Source organism: Photobacterium ganghwense, assembly GCF_003025595.1.
Taxonomy (GTDB): domain Bacteria; phylum Pseudomonadota; class Gammaproteobacteria; order Enterobacterales; family Vibrionaceae; genus Photobacterium; species Photobacterium ganghwense.
Genome location: NZ_PYMI01000004.1, coordinates 692,977 through 705,150 on the forward strand (window position 1 = coordinate 692,977; position 12,174 = coordinate 705,150).

Consider the following 12,174-nt stretch of genomic DNA (forward strand, 5'->3'; position numbering starts at 1 on the left):
GCCAGCAGATTTGCTGGCTTCATTACCTGATTCACACCGCGCGCATTTCGTTGTCTGCCACCTTAACAACACCCATTCGTGACAGACTCACCGCACGCGGGTTCAGGCTGACAATGCTTGTGTCAGATACTGCTGCCAGTCTGCCGGACGCCGATAAAATTGGTTCAGCGGCAGCTTTTTCCAACGGCCGTGTTCACGTTCAATCATCAGAGTCGGGAATCCACCTACCTGGTGTGTCTGCATCAAGGAATGGCTCTGGCTGATCGCGGAATTTAGGGCCTGATCGGGTCTGGCCATCTGCTGTAACCAACTGTCAGAGGGTGCCCCCATCGCAACGGCAATGGCCAGCAACGTTTCCAGTTCATTCACATTGCGACCCTGCTGATAATGGGCGCTCTGAATCGCTTTCAGCATCGCAAATGTGTCCAGTCCCATGTCTTTTGCCACCAGCAACGCTCGGGTCGGTAAGTAGGAATCCAGCACGACCGGCTCAGCACTTTGCAGACGATTTAAATAACGGTCACCAAAAACCTGCCCGGTTTCCTGCCCAATACGCTGATCGCTCTGAATAATATGCTGGCGCATGCCGGTTTCTAACAGCCGGTTGTCGAGCATGCCACCGGGATGGTAGTGCAGTTCAATGCCCGGATGCGCTGCCACTACCTCCATCAGTGGCGTGGCGCCGTAACACCAGCCGCACATAGGGTCATAAAAATAATGTGCCTTTACCATTTCATCTCTCCCATGTGCACTTTGGCACCAATGCTCAGTGCCATCGGCAGCGCGGCATCCGGATACTGTGCTGTCATTTTACTGATCAGCGCGTCGCTGTTTTTACTTGCCTGTTTTTCCGCTTTAAAAGCTTGTAGGTAACGCAGAGAAAAACCAATAGTATCGGCATTTAGCTTGGTGCCGGCTTTCATGTGACCCGGAATCACGATGTCCGGTTGCAGCGCCTGAATATCTTGTAGCTGCTCAGCCCAGGCACGTTGCATGGCATCGGTCTGTGCATCAGCCATCCACAGGTGAACGTTGCCATAAACGGCCACATTGCCTAACACTGCCTTGCTGGATGGAATCCACAGGTATGGACGGTGGTCCAGTTCACCTTTCTGGCTGTGAATTTCCACTTTGTAGCCGTCTACCGTCAAGGTATTACCGGTAAACGCCGTCAGCGTCACCGGATGAACTGGCGCATTGGCTCCCATCTTCGGTCCCCAGTAAGTCAGCTTACCGGCCAGGTTTTCTTCAATCGCTTTTTTCACGCCCGGCGTGGTCAGGATTTTCGCTTCCGGAAACAGTTCATGGAGCACTTCAGCTCCGAAGTAATAATCCGGATCAGCCTGACTGATAAAAATCGTTTTCAGCTCTTTACCGGAATCCAGCACCTTGGCGGCAATACGCATTGCATCGGCTTTGGTAAACCCAGTGTCCACCACCATGGCTTCGTGCTCACCATAAACCAGGGTTGAGTTCACATGGAAACTGTTGCCATCTGCGTTATACACGTCCAGCGTCAGTGGCGTGCTGGCATTCGCTGTAGAAGAAACCGCCAGTAGCAGTGAGGTAGCAAGTAGAGTGGGCTTGATCATGTCTGTCTCCGAAAAAGTCTGTCGATTGTTATTCGATAAAGGATGAAGATTGTCTTTAAGGTACGAAGGAGATAATAGAGATTTGATCTGTTCGGAAAAACGCCCAATAATGAGCATGATTATTTCATAAAACGAGCAAATAAATGGACCGACTCACCGCCGCCAAAGTATTTGTCGACGTGGCTTATTCCGGCAGTTTTACCGCGACCGCTGACCGGCTGGAGATGTCACGTCCCATGGTGACGCGTTATATCGAAACCATGGAAGACTGGCTGCAGACCCGCTTGCTGCACCGTACAACCCGTAAGATTTCGCTCACGACCGCCGGGGAGCGCTGCCTGGCAGAGGTCGAGCAGTGGTTACAGGCTGCCGAGTCACTGACGTTCGTTTCCCGCGACGCTGGTGCACTGAGCGGGAAAATCCGGCTGGCAGCGAGTATGTCATTCAGCCATTCCCAGCTTATTCCGGCCATTACCGGCTTTATGGCCGAGCACCCGAAAGTGGAAATTGACATCGATTTGCAGGACACCACCTCGGATCTGATTGCCGAGCGGATCGATCTGGCGATTCGAATTGCGGCCAACCCCGATCCGTCACTCATTGGCAAACCCATTGGCCGTTGTGCGTCAGTACTGGTTGCCTCTCCCGCTTATCTGGCGGCTTCACCAGCAGTGGTCAGCCCGGAAGATCTCGCCCAACAGCGTTGCCTCGGCTATAAAAACTTTGAGCAGCATGTCTGGCATCTGAAGCGCGGCGATGAACATACTTCAGTAAATGTGCAGTGTCAGTTAACGGCCAATGAAGCGACGACCCTGCTGGAAGCCGCTCGGCACGGTGCAGGCATTGCCATGCAACCGACTTATCTGGCTAACAGTCTGATTCAACAAGGTCACCTGACAGCTGTGTTGCCCGAGTGGCAACCAAACGACATGGCCATCTATGCCTTGTACCCGTCCAGAAAACACCTGTCCCCCACAGTCCGTGCGTTGATTGATTATCTGGACGCCTATTTTCAGGTAAGTCGGTGGTAGAACATTTCGTTCATCATGAGGAGCCAGGAACCTGTAGCCTGTAGCCTGTAGCCTGTAGCCTGTAGCCTGGCGTCTGTAGACTTACTTGGGCATTATCAACACGTCACTGAGCAGAACAACAAGACACAGAGCACGCAAAGCAGCCCGTCGCGCATGAAGATGTGTTGATACAAGCATTATTAGCAGAAAGATTGGGCGGTGAGTGCCGCAGATTCGGCGGGCTGTGTGTCTGTAAACATCATTTTCAGCACATCATCGCTTATTGCCGACGGGTGCTATGATTTTCATTTTGCATATGAAATATTCCTTTGATTAGCAACGTTAAAGGAATAACCATGTTAGACAGAATTACCCAACTCTTTCCGGTCTGGGCCGTCGCGTTTTCAGCGCTGGCTTTCTTTCAGCCAACCTTGTTTGTTGATCTGAAAAGTCAGATCGTCCCGCTACTTACCATCATTATGCTGGCCATGGGGGTCACACTGGCACCCCGTGATTTTGCCAATGTCGTGAAGAAAAAAGCCGCCGTTGGTATTGGTGTTGTGTTGCAGTTTGTCATCATGCCGCTGGCAGCACTGCTGATCAGTTACTTGCTGGATCTGAGCACAGAATTGACCGTTGGTATGGTGCTGGTAGGCAGCGTTGCCGGCGGCACCGCGTCAAACGTTATGGCATTTCTGGCCAAAGGGGATGTGGCTCTGTCCATTTCCATGACAGCATTATCGACACTCATTGGCGTGGTACTGACTCCACTTCTGGTCGCGCTGCTGGTCGGCCAGACGGTCGACGTACCTGTAGGTGCCATGCTGCTGAGTCTGGTAAAAATCGTGCTGTTACCGGTTGCCATCGGGCTACTGATCAACACGCTCGCCCGCAAACAGGTCGAAAAAATTCACGCCGTCCTGCCGCTGATTTCCATGGTCGCGATTGTGCTGATTATCGCTACTGTGGTCGCACTGAATGCCGATAACCTGAGTAAAATTGGGCCGTTAGCCGCTGTTGCAGTTGTTTTACACAACAGTATTGGCCTCATTGCCGGTTACCTCTGCTGCCGTCTGATGCGTTTTGACCGGGCGGTATGTCGCACCGTCGCACTGGAAGTCGGACTACAGAACTCCGGCCTCGCCACTGCACTGGCAATGAAGTTCTTCACACCGGCTTCTGCAGTACCCGGAACGATTTTCTCTGTCTGGCACAATATCTCAGGCTCTTTGCTGGCTGGATACTGGGCAAAGCGTCAGGATACCCCGGAGAAACCGGCCCGCTCAGCGGCATAATAGTAAGCACGCCATTCAGCCAGCTTCCGGAAGTCACTCGCTGAAAGCAGAAAAACAGGGAACGCAAATTGCGTTCCCTGTTTGCTTTTTTGTTGGTCGCCCTATCCTCTCACGAACTGACCAGTGCGGGTCAGCGCCCACTTACCGCAGGCGGACTGCTCGCGTTCAGCTCTATGATCTAATCTAAGCTCTAAGCTCTAAGCTCTAAGCTCTAAGCTCTAAGCATTAAGCATTAAGCATTAAGCATTAAGCATTAAGCATTAAGCGGGTATTTGAAGTTAGCGAACCCGTCATCGGCAAACACTGTGGTGCCATTGATACAATTAGCCGCATCAGAAGCCAGAAAGGCAAAAACGTCAGCAATTTCTTCAGGTTGAGTGAATTCGTCGCGCATCTGTTCTTTGCGGATATGTTCCCACAGACCAAACTCTTTGTACTGACGTAACATTGGTGTATCCACTCGACCCGGCGCGACCGCAACAACCCGGATACCGTGGGGAGCCAGCTCCAGCGCCGCACATTTTGTCATCATATCAACGGCGGCTTTACTGACGTTGTAGGTGAACGTCATTTCCGCCGCCATAGTGCCATACACTGATGAGGTATTCAGAATGACGCCTCGCTTCGATAACGCAGTAAATTTGCGCCCGCCAGCAAGGATCCCGTGATAAACCCCTTTCTGATTCACCTGGGTGATCAAATCAAAATCTTTTTCCGGATCATGTTCCAACAGATTTTTTGCCATCCCGATACCGGCGTTATTGACCACCACATCCAGAGTGCCAAATTCGGCAACGGCAAAGTCCAGCATGGCTTCGACTTGTTGATAGTCCGTCACATCGGCGGCGAACCCTCTCACTGCCGCACCAAAATCACCGGCAACCTGATTGACCTTTTCCTGATCCATATCGACCAACACCACGTTGGCACCTTGCGCCACAAACTTTTGTACGATGGTGTAGCCAATACCGCCACAAGCGCCAGTAACGACCGCGACTTTTTCCTTCAAACTCATAATGATGTCCTTTCTATGTTCACGTCGGATGAATAGCTGCAACAATGTAATTTATTTGTTTTCACATTGTTAATACTCACCATAGAAAGCTGAACTTGCGCTGAACAGAAAAATATAAACAGGCGTTTAATTTATTGGCTGACAGCTAAATTACTCGCCAGATTTATCGGCAGGATGGCTATGTCAATACACTGACGCATTGCAGTTTGTTTTGCAAAGTAGCAAGCATTGTTTGAAGTAATAACTCGGTATCCGACTCCGGTTCATTGAGCCCCATAATCAGAGTCATGAAATACAGCTCCATCATGACCTGAGCCCGGGTCTCATCATAACCCTCTTGTGTTTCAAACAGTCGTTGTTTGAATTCCTCAATTTGCGGATTGAGCTGCTCTTGATGCCAGATCACTTCTTTGAAAATTTCTCGGCTGAACTCACGATGACGGAGATAGTAGCCATAAAGGTAGCGGGCATAATGGAGTAATCGCTCTCCCGGTAAGTGTTGTTCGTCGCTGGCGGCAGCCTCGGCGATCACCATGTCGACCTGCCGTTCAACCCCGGCTTTAAGCAGGTCGAACTTGGTCGGAAAATGGGAAAACACAGTTCCGGCCGCCACACCAGCGGAGGAGGCAATTTGCCGGGTTGTTGTCTCGGCATAACTTTGCTGTTCAAACAGTTGCCAGGCTTGGGACAAAATTTTATCGCGGGTTTGCTGTTTTTTCGTCGTCACGGTCAGATCCTCTGCTTTGCCATTATTGTACCTGATGACAGGCAGGACGAAACCCCGTCTGGTTCAAGCCTTGTCCCCTCTCATTTCATGAACTTACTCCTGATCAGTCACGACCATGCGGCCAGTATCCATAATTGCTCACAGACCTGTGCAACCCAATCGCTATTAACGCATAAACAGTTATCACCCCATAAACAGTTATCACCCCGTAAACGGTTATCCCCCCATAACATCTCGTTCCTCACAGAGATCACGCATGTCATAAACCTAACACACCTCACAGATGGCCCATTGAAAAATGAGCGTGCTCATTTTATATTAATTGAGCGCGCTCAATTATCAGTTAAAACCTGAACCTAAAAACTTACCTGCACCAGGAGAAAAAGCATGATTAACCTGTTAATGAACATCCGTCAGCCACTCAAATACCTGCTGCTTGCTGTCGGGCGCTACACTATTTACCTTCCGTTTCAAATGCTGTTCAGCTATGTCGTCGGACCGATCCTTGCTGTGATTCTGATGGTGGGCGGGATAGCCGTGTTGATGTTGATTCTGGGATACGAAGACGGGATCAAGGTCTTTCGTCACGAGTGGCGCCAGTCAGGGGCGTTGATATAGGGGGCAGGCACTACAGCCTGAGACCTCAGGAAAAACCAAGGTCTCAGGTTCGCTGTTTATTTACGGACGATGTACCAGTTGTTTTGGATATCGTGCGCCAGTTCATTTTTCACCACCGAACTGAAACCAGCACGCTCCAGGTATTCCCTGGCTTTTTCTTCACCCCACATAGCGCCCAGACCTTCCCCCCCTTGCGCCAAAGAAACAGTCATGCAGTGCATACAGGAAATGGTGTAAAGGAAAGTGCCAATCGGGTGATCAAGGTTATTATGCACATGGCTGGAGCCTTTAATGTCCTGCATCAGATAAATGCCGTCAGGTTTCAATGTCCGGCATATCCCCCGAAGCACATTCAGCGGTTTGGCCTGATCATGCACGGCATCAAAGGTAGTGACGAAATCAAACACGTCAGGTTGTGCACGTTCATCGAAGTTACTCAGATCACTGATTTCAAACTCAATATTGCGCAGATTCCTGGCTTTTGATTCTGCTCTTGCGTAATCAATGGCTTCGCGGGAAAGATCGACCCCCAGAAACTGGCTGGCCGGATACAGCTCCGCTAACCGGTTCATGATCCGACCGCGACCACACCCGACATCCAGTACCTGAATACCCCCCGCTAACTGGTCAGCCAGCCCCGGTACCAATGGGACGATATGTGTTTCCAAGTTAGACAGCACCGACTGATTGCTGTCTTCTGCCATCACTTCATGAAAGCGCGGGTATTTTTCATAGGGGACACCGCCGCCTTGCTTGAAGCAGTCCACAATATTGTCTTCAACCCCTCCCAATAATCCGATGTACTGTGCGAAGACGGCCAGATTATCAGCACCGGCGGCACGGGTGACCAGTGAAGCATGTTCGGCCGGCAGCCAGAAACGGTTAGTCGCCGGATCGACCTCGACGACCCCGGCGGTTGTCATCGCTCCCAGCCATTCCCGCACATAGCGTTCATTCAAACCGGCACGTTCCGCAATGGCCTGCGATGACGCGGGTTGATCCAGTTGACTCATCACATCGAACAGACCGGTTCGGTGACCAATGGAAACCATCAGGCACATTGCACCATTGTTGAGTGCATTCACAAACTGGTCGCCAAAGACTTCTGCTTTCTGGGGGTTAAAGGCAGCATTTGTATTGGTTGTCGCCATGATCGACACCTCCTTCAGCGTCTGATCTGACCGGATGCTTCATGCCTATCACTATTTCAAAGGCATGAAACGGGAACTTGAAATGCAGGGTAAAGCAGGCTCAGCCAATCAGGCGCATTTTGATGCTTCATTTAGCCTTCATAAAGCATAGGGGTGATGCCGTTCGTTCCTTCTAACAAAAAAGGATAAATACGATTTAGTTATTACCAGCCTTACTAACCCACGCAGATAACCACGTTGGGCTTCATGACACCAGATTCAGCGATGATGCTGGCAGAAACAGGACGAAGCAGGACGAAGCAGGACGAAATTATCCAGCAACGGCTTATTCAATAAAGACAAAACAACCTGCCGACAAGCAGGTTGTTTTGAAGGTAAATGACACTCAGCGCCGCCATGCGCCGCGCCCAACATCATCATGCGCCAGCTAACTGACCCGATTTCATTCAATCCCAGTCAGGTGCAAAGTCCGGATTCGCCAGACGATGGTCACGATCTAAGGTCGCAATGCTGGCCATATCCTCCGCATCCAGTGTCAGGGTTGCAGCAGCCAGATTGCTTTCCAGATTAGCCACTTTGGTCGACGACGGGATCGTGACAAAGTCATTCTGACGCATCCAGGCCAGCACAACTTGCGCAGCGGTCGCTGTGTGTTTTGCTGCAATTCCCTGAATCACGGCATCTTTCAGTACGTCACCATAAGCAAACGGCATGTAGCCGGTCACCATCACACCATGCGTTCGGCAGCAGGCGACGACCTTACGGTTTTGCAGGTAAGGATGCACCTCAACCTGATTAGTCAGGATCTCCCCCTCCCCCAGAATGGCAATCGCCTGCTCCAACTGGGCATTGGTAAAGTTCGAGACACCAATATGTTTGACTAATCCCTTATCCTTCACCGCTTTCAGCTCAGCCAGATATTCTGCCATTGGCACCGCATCATTTTTCAACGGCCAGTGGATCAACAACAGGTCAATGTACTCTGTTTGCAGTTTTTCCAGGCTCTCTTCGACGCTGGCAGCAAATGTGGCTTTTGCCAGCTTGTCTATCCACACCTTCGTGGTCAGAAAAATAGCGTCACGAGCAACGCCGGAATCCTGAATCGCCTGCCCCACTTCTGCTTCATTGCCATAAATTTGCGCGGTATCGATATGGCGATAACCCAGCTCAAGCGCGGTCAGTACTGACTGATACGCCACATCATCTTTCAGACGAAATGTTCCGGCACCCAGCATTGGCATCTGTAACATATTGTTCCCCTTAACTTCTTCTTTGTCGGTGTAATAATGTATGACTGAAACGGTTGTACGCCTGACGTTCTTCATCGTTAAAGGCATACGCAGCGCTACAAACGTCTTCAGCGTGCGCACTTACTCGGCATTACAAACAGCAGGCTGGTAACGCGGATAATCAATGTATCCCTCTGCACCGCCGCCATAGAGGCTCAGCCGGGCATCGGCATCAAACTCCGCCAACGGCCAGCTATAGCGGAAACGCGCCACCAGATCCGGGTTGGTGACAAACGGCGTCCCGAAGGCCACCAGATCAGCGTACTGCTTCAGCAGCAACTGTTGCGCACTTTCTTTACTCAGTTTACCTGCCACCATCACCGGGTTCGGATAAACGGCACGCACTTGCTGTCGGTAGGACTCCGGCACATCGGTGTACCGCGAGATATTTTCCGAAAAGTGAACATACGCGAGATTCATTGGTGCCATTTTTTCCAGCGCGTTGAGGATGACATCGGCAATTTCCGGATCGTCATCACCGAAGCCTTCATAAACATGCGGAGACACCCGAACCGCCACATGCTGGCCGCCAATCGCATCACTTACCGCCTGCAGGGTATTAACCAAAAACCGCATCCGGTTGTCTTGGCTGCCACCGTACTCATCGGTTCGTTGGTTGCTGGCTATACGCAGGAACTGATCAAACAAATACCCGTGTGCAGCATGAATTTCTACGCCATCAAAACCGGCCGCCATGGCGTTTTCTGCCGCCAGCACAAAGTCATCTATGGTCTGCTCAATATCTTCACGCGTCATCGCCCGTGGCTCGCTGGTTTCTACCATGCCAAAGCCACCTTCCGGTAATGGGCCGAAGACCTGATCCGGCTCTTTGATGGCCGATGCTGAAACCGGCTGCTCGCCTGCAATATCGTGATGACTACGGCGTCCTACGTGCCATAGCTGAATAAAGATTTTGCTGCCTGCGTCATGGACAGCCTGAGTCACTTTCCGCCAGCCGTCGATATGCGCCTGGGTATAAATACCCGGCGTTAAGGAATAACCTCGGGCTACCGGCGAAATCGGCGTGCCTTCGGTAATGATCAGTCCGGCGTCGGCGCGCTGTTGATAGTAGGTGGCCATCATTTCGTTCGGCACGTCACCCGGCTGCGTAGTACGGGAGCGGGTCATCGGTGCCATCACAATGCGGTTACGCAGTGATAACCCGTAGCCATTAAAAGTTTCAAATAGCATGTTGTTTTTCCTTTGTTCCCGTTTCACTCATTGACTGGCTGACTCACCATAAACCGGGTAATCAATCAGCCCTTTTTCACCACCGCCGAATAAGGTAGTCGGGTCATGATCTGCCATCGGGTAGCCATGCTGCAGGCGGGCGGGCAGATCCGGGTTCGCGACAAACGGGCGACCGAAACCAATCATGTCAGCCATCCCCTGTTCGATTGCGGTGTTGGCTTTTGCAGCCTGATCACGCGGGGTAAAGTAACGACCGGCATAAATCAGTACCCCGTCAAACACTTCACGTACTGCTTGTTTGAACGTTACCGGTGTTTCCGGCGCATCGTCCCAGTCCACTTCTGCAATGTGCAGGTACACAATGCGATGACGATTCAACAGTGCCGCCGCGGCGGTATACGTCGTTTCGGGATCAGCATCCACCGTGCCATTGAGGGTTGTAAACGGCGCCAGACGCACCCCCACACGCTCAGCACCAATGGCATCCACCAGCGCACCCACGACTTCATCGAGAAAACGCAGGCGATTTTCCAGGCTGCCGCCGTATTCATCGGTGCGGTGGTTTGATTCAGAATCGATAAACTGATTGACCAGGTATCCGTTGGCCGCATGCAGTTCGATGCCATCAAAACCGGCTTCGATAGCATTGAGCGCCGCCTGACGGTATTCCGCAATGACCTGCGTAATATCAGCTTTCGTCATGGCTCGGGGCTCCACCACATCGACAAAGCCCGGAGCATCAGTGCCGTTATCGACAAACACTTTGACGTTCTCGGCTTTTACCGCCGAAGCAGAAATCGGCTGATGCCCACCAATGTTGTCTGGGTGCGTCACCCGACCGACATGCCAGAGCTGAGCAAAAATGGCGCCGCCTTCACGATGAACAGCAGCCGTTACTTTTTGCCAGCCGGCAATCTGCGCCGGGCTATAAATACCCGGCGTCCAGGCGTAGCCTTTCCCCATGGGCGAAATCTGGGTGCCTTCTGAAACAATCAACCCGGCACTGGCGCGCTGCGCGTAGTAAGTGGCCATCAGATCATTTGCGACATCGCCCGGCTGACTGGCGCGAGAGCGCGTCATTGGCGGCATCACGATGCGTTTTTTTAACGTCAGGTTACCGAGCGTAATAGGTTGGAAGAGTGATGTGCTCATTGATTCTGTCCTCAGTAGGAATTGAGGGCATAGTAACAAGTGGCACGCTGGATATTGAGCGCAGTTATCACAAATGATTTTTGTGATAACTGCAATAATCGCTACAGCGACAGACGTGGCTGGATGAACTCAATAAAGGCAGAGATGCGTCTCGCGACCGAGGAAGATTTGTAATAGACGGCATTGATTTGCTCGCGCCCGGTATTGCCGGTTTTGATCGATTCGAACAACGGGATCAGCCGCCCTTGCTCAATGTCTTTTTTCACCATAAACCCCGACAGACAGGCAATACCATTGCCTGCCAGTGTCAGTTGCCTTACCAGTTCGCCGTTGCTGACAGCAATGGTCGGCTCAATTTCCACCCCACCCGGCAGCGGCCATTGGTTCAGATTTTTCGGGCTATTAAAGCCAATTAAGTCATGCCCTTCCAGCTCATCGGGATGATGCAGGCAACCGCGGCGGGACACATATTCCGGTGAGGTCACGATATAGAGTTCGCTTTTACCAATAGGCCGGGCATGCAGGGTGGAATCAGTCAGCTGACCGATCCGAATTGCGACATCAGTTTGTTTTTCCAGCAGGTCAACAAACCCTTCATTCGAGGTCAATTCAAGCTGAATATCCGGGTACGCTTCACGAAAAGGCTGAATCAGTGGAACCAGCTGGTGAAACAGAAACGGACTGGCGGCATCCACCCGCAACCGGCCTTTGGGCAGTTCACCACGGCTGACGATTTCTTCTTCCGCCTGTTGCAATTGTCGCAGCCCGGCACGCACCGTTTTGACAAACTGGCGGCCTTCATCGGTCAGCTCTACCCGCCGTGTGGTGCGGTTCAGCAGTGATACCCCCAGCTGAGATTCAATTTTACTGACGGCCCGGGAAACCCGCGCAATCTGAATATCAAGCACTTCCGCCGCCGCTGAAAACCCGCCACTGTCGACCACCGCAAGAAAAAGTTCCAGATCATCCGATCGGGTACGCATGAGAGCTCCAAAACAAAAACAGGATTTTCTCATTTATAGCAAAAGTCAGCCCGGATTCCATCCTTTACAGCGATGACTCGCCCTAGCCGTGCCATCCGCTACAGCGGCTAAAGAAGTGGTTCGACCTTACGGTGATCTTAAGAAAAACACA

General features: G+C 51.6%; 12 protein-coding genes. 3 read left to right on the forward strand and 9 right to left on the reverse strand.

The window, feature by feature from the left end:
• Positions 1 to 102 precede the first annotated feature (102 nt).
• Together C9I92_RS17440 and C9I92_RS17445 are read right to left on the reverse strand one after the other, a co-directional pair.
• On the reverse strand, positions 103 to 732 hold the full coding sequence (locus tag C9I92_RS17440) for a DsbA family protein (protein WP_047886234.1): 630 nt from the start codon (positions 730 to 732) through the stop codon (positions 103 to 105).
• Positions 726 to 1,592: an MBL fold metallo-hydrolase gene (locus C9I92_RS17445; RefSeq protein WP_047886235.1), complete on the reverse strand. Its 867-nt coding sequence runs from the start codon at positions 1,590 to 1,592 to the stop codon at positions 726 to 728. The genes C9I92_RS17440 and C9I92_RS17445 overlap by 7 nt, the downstream gene beginning before the upstream one ends.
• A 143-nt stretch (positions 1,593 to 1,735) precedes the next feature.
• Here C9I92_RS17445 and C9I92_RS17450 point away from each other — a divergent pair, with 143 nt between their 5' ends.
• Complete coding sequence (locus tag C9I92_RS17450; protein WP_047886236.1) at positions 1,736 to 2,623, forward strand: LysR family transcriptional regulator; 888 nt, start codon at positions 1,736 to 1,738, stop codon at positions 2,621 to 2,623.
• 335 nt (positions 2,624 to 2,958) lie between these two features.
• Complete coding sequence (locus C9I92_RS17455; protein ID WP_047886237.1) at positions 2,959 to 3,897, forward strand: bile acid:sodium symporter family protein; 939 nt, start codon at positions 2,959 to 2,961, stop codon at positions 3,895 to 3,897.
• Positions 3,898 to 4,150: 253 nt separating this feature from the next.
• Here C9I92_RS17455 and C9I92_RS17460 read toward each other — a convergent pair whose 3' ends face one another.
• Complete coding sequence (locus tag C9I92_RS17460; RefSeq protein ID WP_047886238.1) at positions 4,151 to 4,912, reverse strand: SDR family NAD(P)-dependent oxidoreductase; 762 nt, start codon at positions 4,910 to 4,912, stop codon at positions 4,151 to 4,153.
• Positions 4,913 to 5,090: 178 nt separating this feature from the next.
• Entirely contained in the window at positions 5,091 to 5,639 is a 549-nt protein-coding gene (locus tag C9I92_RS17465) for a TetR/AcrR family transcriptional regulator (RefSeq protein ID WP_047886239.1), read from the reverse strand.
• Positions 5,640 to 6,026: 387 nt separating this feature from the next.
• On the opposite strand from C9I92_RS17465, the gene C9I92_RS17470 reads away from it, so the two are divergent.
• Complete coding sequence (locus C9I92_RS17470) at positions 6,027 to 6,257, forward strand: hypothetical protein (RefSeq protein WP_053061895.1); 231 nt, start codon at positions 6,027 to 6,029, stop codon at positions 6,255 to 6,257.
• A gap of 56 nt (positions 6,258 to 6,313) precedes the next feature.
• Here the strand turns inward: C9I92_RS17470 and C9I92_RS17475 are convergent, their stop codons facing one another.
• From C9I92_RS17475 to C9I92_RS17495, 5 genes are all read right to left on the reverse strand, one after another.
• Positions 6,314 to 7,408 carry a class I SAM-dependent methyltransferase gene (locus tag C9I92_RS17475; protein ID WP_047886240.1) on the reverse strand — a complete coding sequence of 365 codons (1,095 nt, stop codon included), beginning with the start codon at positions 7,406 to 7,408 and terminating at the stop codon, positions 6,314 to 6,316.
• A gap of 446 nt (positions 7,409 to 7,854) precedes the next feature.
• On the reverse strand, positions 7,855 to 8,658 hold the full coding sequence (gene dkgB / locus C9I92_RS17480) for a 2,5-didehydrogluconate reductase DkgB (RefSeq protein WP_047886241.1): 804 nt from the start codon (positions 8,656 to 8,658) through the stop codon (positions 7,855 to 7,857).
• Positions 8,659 to 8,778: 120 nt separating this feature from the next.
• Positions 8,779 to 9,888 carry an alkene reductase gene (locus tag C9I92_RS17485; RefSeq protein WP_047886242.1) on the reverse strand — a complete coding sequence of 370 codons (1,110 nt, stop codon included), beginning with the start codon at positions 9,886 to 9,888 and terminating at the stop codon, positions 8,779 to 8,781.
• A gap of 27 nt (positions 9,889 to 9,915) precedes the next feature.
• Complete coding sequence (locus C9I92_RS17490) at positions 9,916 to 11,040, reverse strand: alkene reductase (protein ID WP_047886243.1); 1,125 nt, start codon at positions 11,038 to 11,040, stop codon at positions 9,916 to 9,918.
• Between the two features lie 101 nt (positions 11,041 to 11,141).
• The gene (locus tag C9I92_RS17495; protein ID WP_047886244.1) at positions 11,142 to 12,023 is read right to left on the reverse strand and encodes a LysR family transcriptional regulator; all 882 of its coding nucleotides are present in this window, start codon (positions 12,021 to 12,023) and stop codon (positions 11,142 to 11,144) included.
• Between the last annotated feature and the right edge of the window lie 151 nt (positions 12,024 to 12,174).